General features: G+C 58.1%; 24 protein-coding genes and 1 pseudogene. 13 read left to right on the top strand and 12 right to left on the bottom strand.

The genetic code is table 11. The annotated features are described in order from the left end of the window. Positions 1-90: 90 nt before the first annotated feature. Positions 91-1,002, bottom strand: a complete 912-nt coding sequence (locus P7C00_RS18735; RefSeq protein WP_404937053.1) for a GNAT family N-acetyltransferase — start codon at positions 1,000-1,002, stop codon at positions 91-93. Positions 1,003-1,039: 37 nt separating this feature from the next. Here P7C00_RS18735 and P7C00_RS18730 point away from each other — a divergent pair, with 37 nt between their 5' ends. Both P7C00_RS18730 and P7C00_RS18725 read left to right on the top strand, forming a co-directional pair. Next, the gene (locus tag P7C00_RS18730) at positions 1,040-1,348 is read left to right on the top strand and encodes a hypothetical protein (protein ID WP_404937052.1); all 309 of its coding nucleotides are present in this window, start codon (positions 1,040-1,042) and stop codon (positions 1,346-1,348) included. Positions 1,349-1,484: 136 nt separating this feature from the next. Then, positions 1,485-1,671: pseudogene (locus P7C00_RS18725) on the top strand (hypothetical protein); the annotation flags it as partial. Here the strand turns inward: P7C00_RS18725 and P7C00_RS18720 are convergent. Next, positions 1,654-2,136 (bottom strand): hypothetical protein, encoded by a 483-nt coding sequence (locus P7C00_RS18720; RefSeq protein ID WP_404937051.1) that lies wholly within the window; start codon positions 2,134-2,136, stop codon positions 1,654-1,656. The pseudogene P7C00_RS18725 and the gene P7C00_RS18720 sit on opposite strands and share 18 nt — an antisense overlap. 265 nt (positions 2,137-2,401) lie before the next feature. Here P7C00_RS18720 and P7C00_RS18715 point away from each other — a divergent pair, with 265 nt between their 5' ends. After that, positions 2,402-2,761 (top strand): hypothetical protein, encoded by a 360-nt coding sequence (locus P7C00_RS18715; protein WP_404937050.1) that lies wholly within the window; start codon positions 2,402-2,404, stop codon positions 2,759-2,761. Positions 2,762-3,068: 307 nt separating this feature from the next. On the opposite strand, the gene P7C00_RS18710 is transcribed toward P7C00_RS18715, so the two are convergent. Genes P7C00_RS18710 through P7C00_RS18700 form a run of 3 tightly spaced genes read right to left on the bottom strand, consistent with a single transcriptional unit; the run spans position 3,069 to position 5,133 of the window. Continuing rightward, positions 3,069-4,112 carry a hypothetical protein gene (locus P7C00_RS18710; RefSeq protein ID WP_346635499.1) on the bottom strand — a complete coding sequence of 348 codons (1,044 nt, stop codon included), beginning with the start codon at positions 4,110-4,112 and terminating at the stop codon, positions 3,069-3,071. Between the two features lie 59 nt (positions 4,113-4,171). Then, entirely contained in the window at positions 4,172-4,561 is a 390-nt protein-coding gene (locus P7C00_RS18705) for a hypothetical protein (RefSeq protein WP_346635498.1), read from the bottom strand. 11 nt (positions 4,562-4,572) lie between these two features. Continuing rightward, on the bottom strand, positions 4,573-5,133 hold the full coding sequence (locus P7C00_RS18700; RefSeq protein ID WP_404937049.1) for a hypothetical protein: 561 nt from the start codon (positions 5,131-5,133) through the stop codon (positions 4,573-4,575). Positions 5,134-5,361: 228 nt separating this feature from the next. Between P7C00_RS18700 and P7C00_RS18695 the strand changes: the two genes are divergently transcribed. Together P7C00_RS18695 and P7C00_RS18690 are read left to right on the top strand one after the other, a co-directional pair. Then, positions 5,362-5,775 (top strand): hypothetical protein, encoded by a 414-nt coding sequence (locus P7C00_RS18695; protein ID WP_346635496.1) that lies wholly within the window; start codon positions 5,362-5,364, stop codon positions 5,773-5,775. 567 nt (positions 5,776-6,342) lie between these two features. Then, a complete protein-coding gene (locus P7C00_RS18690; protein WP_346635495.1) occupies positions 6,343-6,645 on the top strand; it encodes a hypothetical protein in 303 nt (100 codons plus the stop codon). A 116-nt stretch (positions 6,646-6,761) separates the two neighbouring features. On the opposite strand, the gene P7C00_RS18685 is transcribed toward P7C00_RS18690, so the two are convergent. Then, positions 6,762-7,007, bottom strand: coding sequence for a hypothetical protein (locus P7C00_RS18685; protein WP_346635494.1), 246 nt, complete (start codon positions 7,005-7,007; stop codon positions 6,762-6,764). A gap of 270 nt (positions 7,008-7,277) precedes the next feature. Here P7C00_RS18685 and P7C00_RS18680 point away from each other — a divergent pair, with 270 nt between their 5' ends. The 3 genes from P7C00_RS18680 (at position 7,278) to P7C00_RS18670 (ending at position 8,597) form a co-directional block, all read left to right on the top strand. Further along, on the top strand, positions 7,278-7,709 hold the full coding sequence (locus P7C00_RS18680; RefSeq protein WP_346635493.1) for a hypothetical protein: 432 nt from the start codon (positions 7,278-7,280) through the stop codon (positions 7,707-7,709). Between the two features lie 75 nt (positions 7,710-7,784). After that, positions 7,785-8,018, top strand: a complete 234-nt coding sequence (locus P7C00_RS18675; protein WP_346635492.1) for a YceK/YidQ family lipoprotein — start codon at positions 7,785-7,787, stop codon at positions 8,016-8,018. Between the two features lie 126 nt (positions 8,019-8,144). Next, the gene (locus P7C00_RS18670; protein WP_346635491.1) at positions 8,145-8,597 is read left to right on the top strand and encodes an anti-virulence regulator CigR family protein; all 453 of its coding nucleotides are present in this window, start codon (positions 8,145-8,147) and stop codon (positions 8,595-8,597) included. Positions 8,598-8,667: 70 nt separating this feature from the next. Here the strand turns inward: P7C00_RS18670 and fabF are convergent, their stop codons facing one another. Beyond that, entirely contained in the window at positions 8,668-9,936 is a 1,269-nt protein-coding gene (fabF, locus tag P7C00_RS18665) for a beta-ketoacyl-ACP synthase II (RefSeq protein ID WP_346635490.1), read from the bottom strand. A gap of 115 nt (positions 9,937-10,051) precedes the next feature. On the opposite strand from fabF, the gene P7C00_RS18660 reads away from it, so the two are divergent. Beyond that, a complete protein-coding gene (locus P7C00_RS18660; protein ID WP_346635489.1) occupies positions 10,052-10,537 on the top strand; it encodes a helix-turn-helix domain-containing protein in 486 nt (161 codons plus the stop codon). Here the strand turns inward: P7C00_RS18660 and P7C00_RS18655 are convergent. From P7C00_RS18655 to P7C00_RS18640, 4 genes are all read right to left on the bottom strand, one after another. Next, positions 10,524-11,429 (bottom strand): hypothetical protein, encoded by a 906-nt coding sequence (locus tag P7C00_RS18655; protein WP_346635488.1) that lies wholly within the window; start codon positions 11,427-11,429, stop codon positions 10,524-10,526. The genes P7C00_RS18660 and P7C00_RS18655 overlap by 14 nt on opposite strands. Before the next feature lie 190 nt (positions 11,430-11,619). Beyond that, positions 11,620-12,336 (bottom strand): HAD family hydrolase, encoded by a 717-nt coding sequence (locus P7C00_RS18650; protein WP_404937048.1) that lies wholly within the window; start codon positions 12,334-12,336, stop codon positions 11,620-11,622. A gap of 105 nt (positions 12,337-12,441) precedes the next feature. Then, positions 12,442-12,978: a hypothetical protein gene (locus tag P7C00_RS18645; RefSeq protein ID WP_404937047.1), complete on the bottom strand. Its 537-nt coding sequence runs from the start codon at positions 12,976-12,978 to the stop codon at positions 12,442-12,444. A 56-nt stretch (positions 12,979-13,034) separates the two neighbouring features. Beyond that, positions 13,035-13,667: a TetR/AcrR family transcriptional regulator gene (locus P7C00_RS18640; protein WP_346635485.1), complete on the bottom strand. Its 633-nt coding sequence runs from the start codon at positions 13,665-13,667 to the stop codon at positions 13,035-13,037. Positions 13,668-13,760: 93 nt separating this feature from the next. On the opposite strand from P7C00_RS18640, the gene P7C00_RS18635 reads away from it, so the two are divergent. Both P7C00_RS18635 and P7C00_RS18630 read left to right on the top strand, forming a co-directional pair. After that, a complete protein-coding gene (locus P7C00_RS18635; protein WP_404937046.1) occupies positions 13,761-14,369 on the top strand; it encodes an NAD(P)H-dependent oxidoreductase in 609 nt (202 codons plus the stop codon). Between the two features lie 27 nt (positions 14,370-14,396). Next, the gene (locus P7C00_RS18630) at positions 14,397-14,897 is read left to right on the top strand and encodes a hypothetical protein (protein WP_346635483.1); all 501 of its coding nucleotides are present in this window, start codon (positions 14,397-14,399) and stop codon (positions 14,895-14,897) included. 91 nt (positions 14,898-14,988) lie between these two features. On the opposite strand, the gene P7C00_RS18625 is transcribed toward P7C00_RS18630, so the two are convergent. Then, entirely contained in the window at positions 14,989-15,477 is a 489-nt protein-coding gene (locus P7C00_RS18625) for an ATP-binding protein (protein WP_346635482.1), read from the bottom strand. A gap of 172 nt (positions 15,478-15,649) precedes the next feature. Between P7C00_RS18625 and P7C00_RS18620 the strand changes: the two genes are divergently transcribed. Together P7C00_RS18620 and P7C00_RS18615 are read left to right on the top strand one after the other, a co-directional pair. Further along, complete coding sequence (locus P7C00_RS18620; RefSeq protein ID WP_346635481.1) at positions 15,650-15,913, top strand: DUF1652 domain-containing protein; 264 nt, start codon at positions 15,650-15,652, stop codon at positions 15,911-15,913. Positions 15,914-16,192: 279 nt separating this feature from the next. After that, on the top strand, positions 16,193-16,399 hold the full coding sequence (locus P7C00_RS18615) for a hypothetical protein (protein WP_404937045.1): 207 nt from the start codon (positions 16,193-16,195) through the stop codon (positions 16,397-16,399). Positions 16,400-16,438 lie beyond the last annotated feature (39 nt).

Here is a 16,438-nt window from a genome sequence, read left to right as displayed (position 1 = left end):
CTACAACGAGCTGCTCAGGCACAGAAAGCGAGGCACCGTCCTTTGGGGAGTCCTCGCGTCTGATGGGTGAACACCAAGCGAAAGGCGCAATTATAGGTGGAAATCGCCCGCAGCCTCCGGCTGATAAAGCACTTTCCTGATCTCAATCCGGCGGGTCCGATCAGAAACTCGCCAGTCGATGGCGTCCCCCTCCTGATAGCCAAGGATGGCGACGCCTATATCGGAATACACGGAATGCTTCCCTGCTTTGCTGTCCGCGTCTTCCGGGTAGACCAAGGCCACTTCGATCTCTTCGTCGTCCAGTTGCAGCAAGGCCTTGGAGTTCATCGTAACGACATTGCGCGCCACCTGCTGCGGCTTGACGACAATGGCTCGCTCAAGCTCATGTTCGAGTTCAAAAACGGCCGGGCCTTGCTCGAGTGCGATCAAGCTCTCGAGCCTGGCCTTGTCGATTTCAGTGATGTAGATCTCAGTGGCGTCGGCAACGGTACCTTCGCGCAAGAACTGGAGATAGTGCCCCGCCGTCATGGAAAATGATTTCAATGTCGGCGTTTCGCTTTCAAGCAGAAAGCCGCTGCGCTGGAAGGCTTTCAGCGAGCGCGTGTTGTCCGGGTGGATCTTGGCGATGAGTTTCTCGGCCCGCATGTCGAGGAAGGCCAGTTTCATGCCTTCGCGGATGGTGCGGGCGCCAAGGTTTCGGCCCCATTTGTCGCTGTCTCCGATGACCAGAACTATCTCGCAATTGGAGCCGGTCTTGATCAGACGGACAAAGCCCACCGGGGCGTCATGCCGGTCATAGGCCATGAAGAATCGGCCGCCCCGGTTGAACAGATGGGTCAGGATCGGCAATTGAGTTCGATCGATGACTTGCTCGATGGAGCGGGAGACATCGCGTGAATCGCTCAGATAGCAGGTAACGCGCTCATCCTCCAACCAATCCATTAATGTCAGCGCGTGCGCCCGAGTAATTTCAGGGCACAGCGAAATGAAAGGCTTGTTCATCTAAACCACACTTATTTGTAAAGAATGGAAGCCGTCCATGGCTATGGTCATTACGGTTCGTCGGCAGCCGGCCATTTTAAGATATACCGCGAGTAATGGCGAACATCCCGGCGAGTTCGAGGAAATCATCGTTTTGCCGAGCACGAGCACGAGCACGAGCACGAGCACGAGCACGAGCCAGCCAAGCGCTCAAGCCTCGATGAAGCCGACTACATTCAGAATGATCAGCTCTGTATCGTTCTGCCCCTTGATGCGCTACCCAACCAGCCGAGACACCTTGCTGATGGAAGTCGGCAAGAAAATGAAGTTCGGCGAAGAGAGGACTCGTCAGCTCTGGAAGGCCTGAATGGCTTGGATTGACGGTGCGCTGGAGGTTCGTCGAGAGGCCGCGTAGTTCCTTTCAATTATGGTCTTTGAGTGGAATTTTCTATCAAGGGAGGGAAGGGGAATGTCCAGTTCAGGAGGGTCATCAGCCAAGTATCGAAGGCAAGCTTTTGCTGTTGCCTCGGTAGGCCGGGCAAAGCCACGAGCGGCAAAGCCTTTGGCTCCGTCACCATCACCCGCGGCGACGTGAGCCGCTATCAGTTCCGCCTGGCTGCGTTTCAGCGCAGCACCGCCGATGTGCGCCTGGAGATGCCCGGCCCGGCCGATCTATTCTTTGAACGTATGTTTCCTGTTGGCTGCAATAAAATCTTGAAAGCTTTTAATAAAGCCTTGTCTTATGTCAGGCAATATTTTTTTTAGAATCAGAAAGTAAAGATAGATAGGTGTTGTGTCCCCTGTGCCTTCCTCTATCCAGCGCTCTTCAGTTTCAAAGCAAAAAAGTACACAGCGTATGAGACTCGCAAAGTTTTCATCTGATTGACGGTGCTGTTTCTCTACCGCCCAGAGTTCTAGTGCAAGCTTTCTCCGGAGATATCCATCGCTTTCTATACGTTCTCGCAGGATACTTTCTTCGATATATGGAATCAGCACCTTCAACTTAGAATCAGAAATGCTAGCAAGTACACCGCCGTCAATCAGACTGAGCAAATAGCGAGCGTACTGACGTGTCATTTCACCGAAAGACACGCTCGCTTCAAGTAACGCCTCTTCAAGGCGATCAAACTCTTGAACCTCCAGGCTATCAATCATTATACAGCTCCATCTTTTACTCTCATCGTGCAGCAGCAATCGGCCTAAAGCGGCCTGTGCAGATTCGGGAAGGGGTTCGAATCCCTATTCTCGCTACCCTGATTGCATTTGGCGAACTGGTTGTTGGTTAGGGAGGTGAGGTTGTGGGGCAAAAATGGAGCAATCCATACGCCAAACTGAATCGCCCCTGCGCATTGTGCAGCTTGGGCACCGTCGATGTTGGTTAGAATGGCGTGTTGAAGTCTATTGCTCGCAAGGGAATCCAATGAGCGCTGAAAAGCCAGAGCTTTTGTTCATCCTTCAAAGGTTTCTAGATCATGTTTATGAGAAGGCTTTGACAAGCCAGAGTGTTTTACTCAAAAGGAATCATGGCCACTACACATACGCGGATGAAATACTCTTCGTCTACGTGACGATCTTCCCTAAAGAGGTTGAGCTTGTTTTTGAGAGCAAGCAGGTAAGTAGCGGGGTTTTTAGTGTTGCTTTGGATATGTGCATGTCCAGTGGAGAAGTACTGGCTGGCGACCTGCTGTCTCTGAATGGGAGATGCGAGGAGATCAGCGCGGCATTGGCTTCGCAAGAAGACTGGGTGTTGGCCCTATTGTTAAAGTGCTTGGGCAACTGAGTCTTTTTTCAGGAGCGTGGACACCGCAGGCGTTCCGGTTTGCCGGTTCGCGAGCGCGGATTTTATGCGGTGACCGCTCCTGGCTGTGGAGTCAACCGGTCGATGCAACAGATTGGCTAAATCGTTCTGCGGGTGTTTCGTAGTCTAGTGTTTTCCGAGGACGGCTATTTAGCTGCCTTGCAACTTCATTGAGCGTGGCTTGCGGATGCATCTGCGTCGAACTGAGCCAAGGCATCCACCGTTGATCGGCAGGCTGCCCATGTTCAACACGATGTTCGATGAGCAGCCAATACCCCCCGGACTTGCCTTACTTGGGCAGCGACAACGGCACGCCCCAGATGGGATCTTCCATGCCTTGCTTGCCCAGCGGCGTGATCTGCATGGGCTGGAGCCTGGACAGCAGTTGCCGGTGCTTCTCGCTCAGGTTGCGCTGCTCAATGAGGTTCTGTGTAAAGCTCATGGGTGCCGGCCAGGTGTAGACGGTCAGGTTGTCGAGCGGACACTCGACTTTTTTCGGATCGATCGCCCGGCACTTCGACTGCTGGTACTTGTAGCCAGGGGTCTTCAGATGCATGCGCGGGGCCAGCAGCAATTGCCCGCCCTGGATGGTGAAACTGGCGAGCGCCTTGTCGACCGGCAGGCGCGCCTGGACCTTGATTGCGGGAACGTCGCGAGAATCGGTCTGTTGGTAATAGCCGGCCGGGGAGCCCGCCGTCGTCTGGGTATATTGCTGTTCACCCCAGCTCACGCAGGCACCCGAGGCCCTGAGCACGGAGGTACAGACAGTTTCGGTCTTGGTCTCGCTGCCATAGGTGGCGTCCTTCCAGACCTCTTCCCTGTAGTACTCGCGATACAGCTCGGGGGACAGGTACGCAGTACCGTTGGCACCACGACCCGAACCGGGTGGGCCGCTGCGGGCGCCGACCTGGTCGAGCAATCCTTTGATCTGGTAGTCATCGCCGCCGGTCAGTAGGTATTTGCCGGGCGGCAGGATATGCACCTCGAAGGCCTTGAACAGATAGGTTTCGTCAGGCTTTCTCTGCAGGGCATTGGTCTGGAACTTGCGGCCGAAGGTGATCTTCGGATCTTTCTCGTATTCCCAGATTACCGTCGGCGTCCATTGAGTCATGGTCAGCGCGTCGCTTAGCGACTTGTGTGGCATTACGTCGGCCACCAGTACCACCGCCATGTTCCCCTTGAGTGCTGCGTCCATTAGGTCCAGCAACTGCGCGTAACGCGGATCGTCCATGCTGCCGTAGGCACCCGAATCAAGATCGGACATGCAGCCGGAGAGGGAAAGAGAGAGAAGTAACGCAGCGGGTAGGGCCGAACGCGGCCGAAACAGTTTCATGTAGCAATCCTTGAAGGCCATGGGCGATCGTACTCTGCGGGCTATTTATGTCGGGCCAGTCACTGCGGCGCCAGGGCCACGCCCGTGCAGCGGCCACGAATGGAGAAGTCCTTGATCTGTCTGGCCTTGTCGACAGTCATGGAGAGGGTGCAGCCGCTCGTGTGAGTGACGTCGTCCCAGTAGTTGGTGTGGACCATCACGCCGCCCTGCATCTCGCTGGAGCCGCCAACCACTTCCTTCTTTACGTAGGAGGTGTCGCGGTACCACTGCATTTGCACCTCGCTGCGATCGGGCGAGGGCTGCATGCGTCCAGGCGGGCCGAAGAAGTCGATGGCTTCCTTGGCGTCGCGTCCCTTCCATTGCTGGCCGGCCATGTATTCCGGGAGGGTGGGTATGCAGCCGCTCAGCAAAGGCAACAGCAGGCCGAGGGCAAGTAGGTGCCGGGTCATGGCGGCCTCCTTCATTGCGGGCTGTTGCCGAGCATTGCGTCCAGGCTCTGCACGGCCTCGCTGTTGGCCTGTATGCCGTACAGTTGCTGGAACATGGCCTGGACGGTCTCGACCATGCGGCCGGCGGCCATCTTGCCCATTGGCAGCATCTGGTTGTGTTCGCGGTTGCCGGGTGCGCAGACGAAGGCGAAGGTGCGCTGCAGCCAGTAGTCCTTCGGGGCGATCCAGCCTTGGGCAGTGGTCACGTCTTTCATGGCATGGTCGAAACGGCGCATGGCTCGGGCGCTGTCGAAGCGCACCTTGCGCTCCTTGCACTTGTACTGGATCTCGTAGGCCGCCAGCACGGGCATCGCCGGGTCTTCGAAGATCTGCATGATCATGGCCGACTGCACCCCCTGGGGTTTTTGCAGGATGCCGGCGGCATCGGCGACGAATACCTCGTTGTGGTAGCGCTCGCCCTTGCCGTAGACGATCCAGTATTCACCTTGAGGGTTGGCGAGGGCCGTGACGCTGGTGCACAGCAGGATGAGTGATAGCGGCAACCATCTGGCGTGGGGGAATGGGATCGCCATGATATTTCGTTCCTTGAGGGTGCTTGTCCGCGGCCGCACGGGACCGTCCAAGAGAAGGAATATAGGGCTGGCCGGCAGCGGGGGTCGATTAGGGCGGATGTGCTAATGGCGCATTGCCTTTATCGATTGGGTCAACGAAACCTGCAAAGGACGCTCGTGTGCACGTTCAGAGCCTTGGGCAGGTACAACCCCGGTGTTAAAGTGCCGCGATTGAAAAGGGAGGGCGGTATGCGGGGTCAGATACTGGATATCTCGACAGAGGTCGAATCGTTGCTCCTGCAGCTGGGCGCATCAGGCCGAGGGTTGCATGAAAAACTGAGCTCGGTTGAGGGAATGATCAGCCCGCCGATGGTGAAAAAGATTCGCTGGATTGCGAGCGTACGTAACAAGGCGGTGCATGAAAGCGTCGTTGAGGTGGATCTTGAAGGCTTCAGCAAGGGCGGGGCTGAAGTAGTCGCTTACTTGAAGCAGCGAGTTGCCTCGATTACTGCCAAGCAGACCAAGCACAAAGACCCGCAGGTTTCGTCTGAGCCAGGCAAGCCCTGGGCCGAGAAGGGTGGCTGGGAGAAGACCAAGACGGTTGGCACCTATATGGCCGCTGGTGCAGCTGTTGTCGCTTGGTTGTTCATGTCTTCCAAGTGAGTCTTCAAGATTGCTTATGGCCCGGCTCGCTTGCCGGGCTTTTTCGTTTCCGGCTGCCTGATGTTGGCGACTGTCGCTGTGGATTGAGCCGGTATTGCTGAGTATTGGGCGCTGTGTCATCGAGTGCTGAGTTGCCTGGCAATCACATCTCGATAGTCGGCATGGTGCTTTTGCCGCAACTTATCAGTTGTCCCGCCGTGACCTGTAGTCCGCTTGTTGGTTTTGCCGCGTACCCGGCAAAGAAGCCGACGGACACCAATGCAATGTAGAGGACGGTTTTTCTCAGGGCCATGCTGGCACTCGCTTACTGTGTGATAGGGAAATGTGCAGCACTGATCCTCATTGAGGGAAAAGGTTCCAGGTGACCGATGTTGCGCGTGCCCGCGAGAGGCGACGCAAGCCCGTTCACTGGTTGGCGCAGAATCTGGATTTTGCCCGCCAAGCGGGTCGGCGCATGTGCCGCCGATGGCACAAGGTTCAACATTTTGTCTTACCGTCTGCTGGGTGTTTGGCCCGATACTATGGCTCCAACTCAGCCATGCCCAAAAGGATTGCAAGTAGTCAGTTATGGATAATCGCCTCGACGCCCAGCGCGCTATCGTTGCTCTTTTAATCATTGTCATCACGTTAGGCGGCATTGCCTTCGTCGTCTTTCTGCTGGGTTCTTCTGCCGGGTTTCTTCCTGGGATCGGCAGCACCCTGACGATCGTTACCCTGGGGCTGACCTGCCTGCTGTGCTACCCGCTGGTCTTCGCCTATTGGTGGGTCTCGGGGCGGCCCATTGGGCTGCGGCACTTTCTGATTGTGCATGGCATGGTGTTAGCAGGCTTTGTTACCTGGTATCTGATGCTGGTATCTGATTCGCAGTGATTCGGACCCAGGCCGCGACAGTGGATGGCAGCGGCCACTTTGTGGAGTCGGGAGTTCTTTACCTGAATGAACGCAGGTTCGGGCTCAACTTGCCAAGTGCTGGCAAGTTGTTCGATTCAGCAAAGGCTATCGGCTGGAGAGGGTAGGGACAGGGGCGGAAGGCTCATGTCGCGAATGGCCGCCGCGAGTTTGTCCTGATAGATCGTCAGGATGGAGTAATCCAGCTTTTGGGTGATGTTGGCGCCGCCTGCGCAATTGGCCAGGAGTTCATCCAGGGCGCCGGCTACCAGATCGGCGGTGACTTGCAGGACATTCAATCCAAAGCGGCTATCGACAATGACCAGATTCGTTAAATCGTACATACAGCCCCTGTGGTCACTGTGCTAATGAGTAATGGCTATGAGCCATGATCAGTTTAACTAAACGGCGGGTGCGCTGTCACCGGGAGAAGATGGGCGGTGTCGCAGGCTGATAGCTGTTTGCGCTTTTGAATTTTCAGCACGCTTGCGGTGGCTCTGTGTACCATTGCGGCCCGTGAAAAAGGACCAGGGTCGATCTGCATGCTGATACTCAAGAGGGGCGACAACCAAGGCTTGAGAGTGGGGCCGCGCTGGCCGTCTGCAAAGGTGTTGATGGAGCGCGAAGTCTTTCTACAACTGCTCAAGGTCCAGTCCAGTCTGCCGCGTTCGGTGCAGTTGCTGGTGACCCGGGGCTACGAGAGCAAAAGCAGTTACCTGGGGTTTTTCAGGACGCTGTCACGCTGGCTGGGGATCAGGTTGTTCTGCCTGTGTTATCCGGGGCGTAAAGAGGAACTGGAGGATATCTTCGGCTCCAATGGCCATGATGTGGATGGCACTCATATCGATGTGTCCATTGTCTTTGATGGCAAGCGCCTGCGCTTTCTGCCGTTGGGGGTGTTTACTTCGCCGGCGCGGCAGCATCAGTTGCAAGGGCGGTACTCGGCTGTCGTTGATGAGGTCAAGGATGTGTTGAGGCGTTACGGTTTCGAGATTCATCGCAATCACACGGAGAGCCTGCAGATCCATTGCGACTACAAGGCCTGATAGCCAGGTGCCGCTGCCTCGGCCTCTGGCGCCGAGTCCAGAGTGCCCATGTCATGAACGTAAAAAGGAAGTTATGTGTTGCGAAGCCTGTTGTTGCTGGTGTTGATCTTTGTCTTGAGTGGATGCACGGCCCTGATTACTCGCACTACTCCCCTGAGTTGCCCCTATATTGGCGTACGCATGGATTGGGCATTGGCTAAGAAGAACAACGGTGTGCTCTGGCCGTTTCTGGCGTTGGATGCTCCATTCTCCGGCGTGGTGGATACGCTGATGTTTCCCTTCGAGTATCAGTACAGCTGCACGCTTTGATCCTCAGCTGGCCGATGACCTGATGAGCACTGATGGAGGCGGAGCTCTATCTGCCTGATCTTCGATCAATGACAGGAACTGCCGTCTACAGTTGAGTGTGACCTTGGCCTCCTAAAGAGAACCGACATGCTCAAGTCCCGTTCGTTGATCGTTGTTCTTGCCGGCGTGTTCCTGGCTGGCGCTTCCCCTCTGGCATTGGCCGACCCCGGAAATGGCAAGGGGCAGGGGCACTCCAAACACAGTTCGCAGGATGACCAGGGTGGGCATGGCAAGGGCAAGAAGTCAGGCGCCGATGATTGGAGTCATGGCCCCAGTGTCGATCGCGGCAGTGTCCTGAGCATACTGGGTGTGCATCGTGACTATTGGAGCCCGGGACCGGCATTGCCTCCAGGCATCCAGAAAAATCTGGCTCGGGGTAAACCTCTGCCCCCGGGCATTGCCAAGAAGCTGGACCACCGGCTGCTGGGACAGCTCCCTCGCTATGACGGCTATGAATGGCGGCAGGCCGGAACCGACCTGATTCTGGTGGCCATCGCCAGCGGGATCATCTACGAAGTGCTCAATGACGTCCTCAACTGATTGACGGGCCTGAAGAGGTTCCAGCCTGTCGCGGCTGAAACCTCAACATTGAGCCTGTCTTCTTGATGCGTTACTGCCAGCGTTTGAACAGCACGCTGGCATTGACCCCACCAAAGCCGAAACCATTGGACAGTGCATATTCCATGGCCACTTTGCGTGCCTCGCCGCGCACCAGGTCAAGGCCCTCGGCGGCGCTGTCCGGGTTGTCCAGATTGAGGGTCGCGGGAGCGATCTGGTCACGCAGGGCAAGGATGGCAAAGATTGCCTCGATCCCGCCGGCGGCACCCAGCAGATGACCCGTAGCAGACTTGGTGGCGCTGATGGCCAGGCCGCTGCCGGTACCGAATACACTCCTGATGGCGGCCAGTTCGCCCTTGTCGCCCACCGGCGTGGAGGTGGCATGGGCATTCAGGTGTTGGACCTGGGAGGCTTGTACGCCGGCCTGGCGCAAGGCTTGCTGCATGGCGCGCCGGGCGCCGTCGCCATCTTCCGGGCCCGCGGTCATGTGGTAGGCGTCGGCGCTGGTGCCATAGCCCACCAACTCCGCAATGGGCTGTGCGCCCCGAGCCAGGGCATGCTCCAGTTCCTCGATGACCAGCAGCCCGGCACCTTCACCCATGACAAAACCATCCCGTGCCTGATCGAAGGGACGTGAAGCCCGTTCCGGGGTGTCGTTGTACTCGCTGGACAGGGCCCGAGCCGCGGCGAAGCCACCCAGGCTGACCCGATGGATCGCCGCCTCGGCTCCGCCACAGACGGCGATGTCGATTTCACCGGCGCGGATCATCCGTGCGGCGTCGCCGATGGCCTGGACCCCGGCAGCACAAGCGGTGACTGGCGCTCCCAGTGGCCCTTTGAGGCTGTGGCGGATCGAGACGTGGCCTGCAGCCATATTGCTCAGGAATGAAGGAATGGTGAACGGTGACAGGCGTCGCGGGCCCTTGCTGTCGGTGGTTCGCACGGCATCGGCGATGGCTGGGAAGCCCCCTACACCTGAGGCGATGATGGTGGCTGTACGTTCCTGGGCCTGAGGGTTATCGGGTTTCCAGTTGGCTTGGGCCAGGGCTTCTTCCGCCGCCGCCAGGGCGAAGAGGATGAAACGGTCCATCTTGCGCTGTTCCTTGGGGGCCAGCAGTTGGTCCGGATCGAAGCCGGCCTGGGGATCTTCGAGCGCGTCGGGCACCTGGCCGCCAATGGTGGTGGGCAGATCCTGGATAAACTCTTCCGGCAATTGACGGATTCCGGATTGTCCCGCCAGCAGGCGCTGCCAGACCTGCTCGACCCCACAACCCAGTGGAGTGATTGCGCCCATGCCGGTGACTACGATGCGTTTACTCATGCGGGTCCTGCTCCTTAGTTGGTTTGCGTGGGGAACAACGAAACGTGGACGATACTATCATCATGAAAGTAACATCCAAATCCACAAATACTGAGGTGCATCGCAGGAGCCAGCCATGCAACGAAAAAGTCTGATCGACGCTGAATGTCCAATTGCCCGCAGCCTGGAACGGGTCGGCGAATGGTGGAGCATCTTGATCATGCGCGACGCGCTGCACGGTCTGAGACGTTTCGACGAGTTTTCCCGCAGCCTGGAGATCGCCCCGAACATGCTGACCCGCCGCCTGAACTCCCTGGTGGAGGCGGGTCTGTTGGAGCGCCAGGCCTACAGCGAGCGCCCCTTGCGCTATCAATATGTGCCCACTGCCAAGGGCGAGGACTTCCGTGTCGTACTCATGGCCTTCGTAGCCTGGGGCAATCGTCACTACGCGCCCGAGGGCGAGAGCGTGCAACTGGTCGAACGTGAAAGCGGACGACCTGTGCAGCCCGTGATGGTGGATGTTGCCGATGGTCGTCTGGTGCCGTTGCAGGCGTGTACGGTGCAGGCGGGGCCGGCTGCCAGCGACGGCATGCGTCAGCGATTGATGGCTATGGTGGAGTGAGTCCGGCCTGGGGCAGGCTGCGCACCGCGGCTGCGGTGCCTGGCGGGTCGGCCTGGACGGTGGGCCCCGGAAAAATGGCGGAAGGGCTGAGGTTGCTGGGGATCAACTTGCCCGCCACGTAGCCGCTGTGGCTGATCAGGGCCAACAACAGCAGTGTGTTGTGCAGTTTCGGCAATACCTCCAGCACCCAGCTGCCGGAACCCAGGATATGGCCGACGGCGGCGCCATAGACAAACACCACCACCATGGTGATCAGCAGCATCTGCAGGCGTGGCAGGTCGACGATGGCGCCATTGGTCACGTCCTCGCCGCGAATCAGGTCGGCCAATCGTGCGTCCTTCGGGTCGCTTTTCATCAGTACCTGGCCCTTGGCCGACGGCAGTGCCACCAGGCTCTGGCTGTCGAGCAACTGCTGGCCAGTGGTTGCCAGAGCGCTATGATCTGCGGGTTGCTCGGCCTTGCGGTTCAAGGCCATGGGGGCAGTGACGAAGCTGGCCAGGCTGAAGCCCATCAATGCGATCAGGTTGTAGTCCAGGTCCACCATCAGCGCTGTAGTGGCGTTTCCCCGGACAATGTTGCCGATGTACACCGTATACAGGGTGGCCAGCACCAGCAGCGTCCATAGGGTCATTTGCAGACGTGACAGCGAGTAGCGGTTGCGTTCGTCGATCAGTACTCCAAGTACCCGGCCGCGAATTCGCAGGCCGGCGAGGACGAACAAGACCAACAGGCCTGCCAGGCAACTGGCCCAGGCGCCCAGGCGCGGCCAATCGAATGCAGGTGCAACTGCCAGGTAAGGGGGAGGACTGGGGTGACTCAGAAGTAGGGCGGCGGGTGCTCCGGCCGCAAGCAATACGGCCAGCGTACGCAGCAGATAGCCATTGGTCTTCATCGTGGCAGGCCCTCTCCTTGTGTAAGCGGTTCTTTGTCCCTGGTCTGCGAGGCTGCTCTTGTTCTCAGGCTATTTACCGTCGCCAGCGCCCTCCGGCCTATGGCCGCCGGAGCGCCTGCTGTTGGGTATAGCGAATCTTTTTCCTGGCCGTTTGCCGTTGGTCGGGTGCTTTGTGTGGGGGCGGTGGGTGTCAGCGAGCGCCAAGCCCGCGGCGCCAGGCCGGGTGGAAGTGTCGCCAGTGGGCGTCCTGTGCCGCAGCCAGAAGCTCGCGGTCACCCCGGGTATCGCCCCAGGCCCTGAGTCGGTATTGGCTCAATGGGCCGTAGACACTTTCCAGGCGCAGCACTTTGTTCTCGCAACGGCAGTTGTGGCCGGCGATGCGGCCGGTCAGCACGCCATCGATCACCTCCAGTTCGGTTCCGATCAGCCTGACGCCCAAGCGCGTGGCGAAAGGCTGCAGGACCAGGGCCGGCGACGCCGAGCACAGGGTTACCAGCGCCCCGGAACGCAGTTCCCCGGCTACCGCTTGCAGTCCACTCGGGCGCATCAGCCGGGTCCAGGATTTCAGGCAGAAGGCTTCGGCCTGTTGCTGGAGCCACGTCGCCTCGATGCCCTTGAGAAAGGTGCTGATCAGTTGCGCCTTGAGTTGGTCGCGTTCAACACGACGAGCCAGGTAGCCCAGGCTGGGCAGCGCCAGCTTGAGTATCCGTTGGCTGAACGCCCGTTGCCCGAAGGCAAACTTCAGAAAGGGCACGAAGCTGTCGTGGTGGGTGAGGGTGCCGTCGAAGTCGAATACTGAAAGCACTCGGTTGGCCTCGGCATTGAGTCCAACGGTGTCTGGGGGCAGCGGCTGTGTTTCAGCGTCTGCGTTCAGGGGCGGCAGGGCCGTAGGGGGTTGGGGCGACATAGGTGTTCTCGGTGGTTGCAGCCGCCTGACTCGCGGCCGGTATTGCCATTAATGGGTGCAGTTTACGCGCTCCGGCCTTTAGCGGCGGGCCGGGCAGCCGGCGGATCAAAGGCGCAGCATGGGCAATGGCTTCCAGGGGCGGATCAGCAGTTGTTTGAAAGACAGCTGAACCAGGCGCCGATGAAAGCCCGCATCAGGAAAGGCTGAAAATACCCGGCGCCGATCGTCCCGCGAGATGCCGAAACTCAACATTCCCAGCGACACATCTATCCAGTCGGCTCGACGAAAGCTTTCCACCAGGCTGTCTGGGCGAGGGGCGGCGGCAGTGAGCTTGTGGTGTTGTTCGATCATTGCCAGCACTTCGGCTTTCCACTCGGGCCTGGCGATTTCATCCAGGTGGGTTTCAGCCAGGCGCAGCGACGGCGGTAGATAGTCGAAAGTCCTGGCGGTCCAGATGCCCAGGTCGTGGAAAGCGCCGGCAATGGCCAGCTTCTGCAACTGCTGGGCATCGGCACTGATGAGCAGGTTGCAGAAGTTGATCACCCGGTACACATGGTTGCGATAGCCGGTGAAGTCCTTGCCCAATTCTTGTCGATAGCGTTGCAGCAATTCATCCAGCGGTTCCAATCGGGTCAGCAACATTGCTTCTTCCTTGCGGGACTGGCGCAGGGGCCGGTCGTCTATATCCAGGCAGGGGCTCATTGGCTTGCAGAGGTGCTGGCGCGTGCTCTTTCAACCATGGCCACTATGGTGGCGCAGAGTTCTTCCTGGGCTTGTGCGGGAGTGATTTCTCCCAACGCTGCTGCGTGGGACACCGCTTCGGCCGCACCGAGCATGGCGCGCAGCCCGGCCCTTGGGATCACGGCTTCGGCGGCGAAGGGTTCCAGAGTACTGCGGCACTTTTCCAGAAATATCGCCTGGTAGTCGCGCTTGATGATTTCCAGCTCCGGTGAACTGGCCAGGGCGGCAATCACCCCCGGGATTTCGCGGCCCTGTAGCAACACGCAGTCGACATAGGACGTGGCAATGACCGCTGCGCGGGCGGCAAGGGTCGGTTCGCTGGTTTGCAGGGCCTGTTCCATTAGCAGAGTCTGGCGCTGGTCGAAGTCCTGATACAACGCCGCCAGGAGCACCGCTCGAGTACTGAAATGGTCATAAACCACCGGCTTGGTGACGCCGGCCTGTTCCGCCAGATGCCCCAGGGTCAGTGCCTCAGTGCCGTGCTCACGGACAATCTGCCAGGCCACGGCCATCAGTTGTTGCAAGCGTTGCTCCCGTGACAGGCGCCGTCGCGGCGATGAAACGGAATCGGTTTTCTGATTGCTTGACATGGCTATATACCAAAAGTAACTTATCGGCAGTAACTTACTAAAAGTATATAAAGCTAGATCCCCTAGCGCAATCCGTCCGCAGGAGTACTCGCCATGCATGCACTTGTTGTTGTCGCTCATCATGATCCCAAGTCTCTCACCCATAGCCTTGCGTCGCAGATTGCCGAGGGGCTGGGGCGCGGTTCCGGGCATTCATTGGAGATTGCCGATCTCTGGGCTGAAGGGTTCGAGCCACGATTCGGTGCTGCCGATATCGCAGTGCATCGAAGCCAGGCGCTTCCTCCCGCCGATGTGCTCGCCGAACAGGCACGCATCGACCGCGCCGATGCCCTGGTGCTGGTCTACCCGATTTACTGGTGGTCCATGCCGGCGCTACTCAAGGGCTGGATCGATCGCGTGTTCTCCAATGGCTGGGCCTTCGATTTTCGCGCGGATGCCAAGCTGGAGAAAAAGCTTGGGCGCCTGCGAGTGCACCTGGTGGGGGTTGCCGGTGCCGACGCTGGCACTTATGAGCGACATGGGTATCTCGACGCGATGCAGACCCAGGTCGACCATGGGATCTTCGACTACTGCGGGGCCAGTGTGGTGACCTCGCAACTGATCTTTGACTCGGAGAGCGGGGATGTGGCGCCTTGCCTGGAGCGGGCACGAGCGCTAGGGCAGGCACTGTTTAGTCCCGCGGCGGTCGTCGAATCGGTGTGAGAGTGGGGATTGGGGGCTGGAACAGTTGTGCGGCGAGATTTCGTACTTGGCGTCACGGTCCGCTTCGGGAAGGGCCGGTTCGAGTTCCTAGCCCCAGCAACACCAGGCAAAGGTGGTCAGGCACAGCATCAGGGGCAGGGCGTCGAGAAAGTCATTCATACCAACACATTCCATTCAGGCAAGTGCCGGCAATTTAAGGTGAGCAATGTTGTCTGTCTGTTGCGATTCTGTGAATTTTCAGCGCATTTTCGTTTAAACCTGGACGGCTGGTCGCAGTACGGCGATGGCCAGCTCAGGCGCATCGCCGTGGAGCCTGGAAAAGGCTCGGGAAGAAGTGCTCTGAAATTCAAAGACTCAAAAAAAGTGTGGATATTTAATGACTTAGGTGATTTTATTTACGTTTTTTTCTTCAAAATATCTTGTTACAGAATGTACTGTTCCGTTACTATAGCTCCGCGTTCACCTACCACGGTTTATGCATTTTTAGTCCCAAGTGTCCATCAGCTACTTGGGCTTTTTTTTGCCTGAAATTTGCCGTCGTCACCGTTCTCGGCGCACTTTTCCCACGCAAGATTCGGAAACGGGCCCAGCATAGGGCCCGGCACAGCAATCCCGGATTTCAGTGCTCCAGGATGTGCAGTCCTTCTTCCGCCTGTGGAGGCACGAAGTAACGGCAGATCAGCTCGAATTGCTCCTCACTGGTACTGAAGGGGTGATCCCCCTGGCTGTTACGTTCCCGCAGTCTTGTCAGGCAGATATCCTCATCGACATGCAACAGGTGCAATTGATGCTCGGCCTGAGCCTTATCTGCCAAGGCTCGCAACCAGGCGCGTTGGGCCAGGGTATTGGCGGGGAAGTCCAGCACGACATGGGTTCCCCCGCGCAACAGGGTGATGACCAAAGGCTCCAGCGCATTTTTCAGGCGCTGGGCATGCAGTACATAGTCAGCAACTGAATGAATAAGGCCCGGGTACAGCTGCGCCAGCCATTGGTCCTCACAGATCAACACGCTGCCGGGAGCCTCGGCCAATCGCTTGGCCAGGGTGGATTTGCCCGAGGCGATCTTGCCGCACAGCAGGTGTAGAACGGCAGGGGATGAATGGTTCATGCTTTTCTCCCGGGCTTTGCGCCTCAGACGATCGGAGAATGGTCGGGTTCAGAAACTGCGTAGCAGAACTGAGAGGTAGTTAGCATTTTTGTGTGTTTTTCGATACACAGGATCAGACGCTGACCTATTCTCAATAGGAAAAATCCACAAAATCCCACACAGGCGAGAAGCCATGCTCTCCACCAGCGAGCTTTGTCACATATTGGAGTCTGGCTTTCTCCCGCTTTCTTGCGTCTGCAGCGTGCATCCCAACGGTTCCTTGACGATCAAGATCTACGATGCCGAATCTGGCCGGGTGGACTTGTTGCTGACCGGTGTCTCGACCGCCGAACTCACTAGTGTGCGCGACATCTCCAACCTGATCGGCGAGTTGCGCACCGAACTCCGGGCTGGGCGCAGAGCCTTTGCTGGTGGTTTTACCAACTACGCCGGATAACGCCATCTGGACGTTATTGGTGACAGTTGAACATGTCATTCTGAACGCATAGCTTTGTGTCGTTCGCCCGGTATCTATGGCTCTTTACCGGTTCATGGATGGCGAGGTCATGTGTACTGGGCGAACTCTGTTGGCTATTGACGTGCTTGTTTCCAGCTCAAAGCCTGTAGTATCCCATCGCAGTGCCTGCATCTGATCAATGACCTGAGCGCGGCATGCCATGACTTTTTACTCTTCGATCTGTCCTCGCGGATTGACTCAATATCAAGGACGACCTCCATGAATATAGGCAATACGCCTCCCGCCAATTACACCTATGCGCAACTTTCAAAGGTGCTGGAAAACAACCGAACAGTGGCCCAGGTCAAAGGCCCTGAGGCGCCAGTGGAGCAGGCGTTTTCGACTCACCTGGAGACCGAGTTGGCCGCCTCCCAGGAAGACCCGCTCAAACTCAAACTATCGTTGCGTTTTCTGGCTGAGGCCTGAGGCCTGCCAATGGGCTGCTTCGCGCCGAACGCTTTGCTT

The organism is Pseudomonas sp. JDS08PS003 (assembly GCF_045013505.1).
In the GTDB taxonomy this organism is placed as follows: Bacteria; Pseudomonadota; Gammaproteobacteria; order Pseudomonadales; family Pseudomonadaceae; genus Aquipseudomonas; species Aquipseudomonas protegens_B.
The sequence above is the reverse complement of the archived record's forward strand: the minus strand, read 5'-3'. Positions and strand labels throughout refer to the sequence as shown.

Excerpts from the sequence above, each read along its gene's own strand:
- P7C00_RS18735 (WP_404937053.1), bottom strand. The coding sequence starts at position 1,002 with ATGAACAAGCCTTTCATTTCGCTGTGCCCTGAAATTACTCGGGCGCAC.
- P7C00_RS18730 (WP_404937052.1), top strand. The coding sequence starts at position 1,040 with ATGGCTATGGTCATTACGGTTCGTCGGCAGCCGGCCATTTTAAGATAT.
- P7C00_RS18720 (WP_404937051.1), bottom strand. The coding sequence starts at position 2,136 with ATGATTGATAGCCTGGAGGTTCAAGAGTTTGATCGCCTTGAAGAGGCG.
- P7C00_RS18715 (WP_404937050.1), top strand. The coding sequence starts at position 2,402 with ATGAGCGCTGAAAAGCCAGAGCTTTTGTTCATCCTTCAAAGGTTTCTA.
- P7C00_RS18710 (WP_346635499.1), bottom strand. The coding sequence starts at position 4,112 with ATGAAACTGTTTCGGCCGCGTTCGGCCCTACCCGCTGCGTTACTTCTC.
- P7C00_RS18705 (WP_346635498.1), bottom strand. The coding sequence starts at position 4,561 with ATGACCCGGCACCTACTTGCCCTCGGCCTGCTGTTGCCTTTGCTGAGC.
- P7C00_RS18700 (WP_404937049.1), bottom strand. The coding sequence starts at position 5,133 with ATGGCGATCCCATTCCCCCACGCCAGATGGTTGCCGCTATCACTCATC.
- P7C00_RS18695 (WP_346635496.1), top strand. The coding sequence starts at position 5,362 with ATGCGGGGTCAGATACTGGATATCTCGACAGAGGTCGAATCGTTGCTC.
- P7C00_RS18690 (WP_346635495.1), top strand. The coding sequence starts at position 6,343 with ATGGATAATCGCCTCGACGCCCAGCGCGCTATCGTTGCTCTTTTAATC.
- P7C00_RS18685 (WP_346635494.1), bottom strand. The coding sequence starts at position 7,007 with ATGTACGATTTAACGAATCTGGTCATTGTCGATAGCCGCTTTGGATTG.
- P7C00_RS18680 (WP_346635493.1), top strand. The coding sequence starts at position 7,278 with ATGGAGCGCGAAGTCTTTCTACAACTGCTCAAGGTCCAGTCCAGTCTG.
- P7C00_RS18670 (WP_346635491.1), top strand. The coding sequence starts at position 8,145 with ATGCTCAAGTCCCGTTCGTTGATCGTTGTTCTTGCCGGCGTGTTCCTG.
- fabF (WP_346635490.1), bottom strand. The coding sequence starts at position 9,936 with ATGAGTAAACGCATCGTAGTCACCGGCATGGGCGCAATCACTCCACTG.
- P7C00_RS18660 (WP_346635489.1), top strand. The coding sequence starts at position 10,052 with ATGCAACGAAAAAGTCTGATCGACGCTGAATGTCCAATTGCCCGCAGC.
- P7C00_RS18655 (WP_346635488.1), bottom strand. The coding sequence starts at position 11,429 with ATGAAGACCAATGGCTATCTGCTGCGTACGCTGGCCGTATTGCTTGCG.
- P7C00_RS18650 (WP_404937048.1), bottom strand. The coding sequence starts at position 12,336 with ATGTCGCCCCAACCCCCTACGGCCCTGCCGCCCCTGAACGCAGACGCT.
- P7C00_RS18645 (WP_404937047.1), bottom strand. The coding sequence starts at position 12,978 with ATGTTGCTGACCCGATTGGAACCGCTGGATGAATTGCTGCAACGCTAT.
- P7C00_RS18640 (WP_346635485.1), bottom strand. The coding sequence starts at position 13,667 with ATGTCAAGCAATCAGAAAACCGATTCCGTTTCATCGCCGCGACGGCGC.
- P7C00_RS18635 (WP_404937046.1), top strand. The coding sequence starts at position 13,761 with ATGCATGCACTTGTTGTTGTCGCTCATCATGATCCCAAGTCTCTCACC.
- P7C00_RS18625 (WP_346635482.1), bottom strand. The coding sequence starts at position 15,477 with ATGAACCATTCATCCCCTGCCGTTCTACACCTGCTGTGCGGCAAGATC.
- P7C00_RS18620 (WP_346635481.1), top strand. The coding sequence starts at position 15,650 with ATGCTCTCCACCAGCGAGCTTTGTCACATATTGGAGTCTGGCTTTCTC.
- P7C00_RS18615 (WP_404937045.1), top strand. The coding sequence starts at position 16,193 with ATGAATATAGGCAATACGCCTCCCGCCAATTACACCTATGCGCAACTT.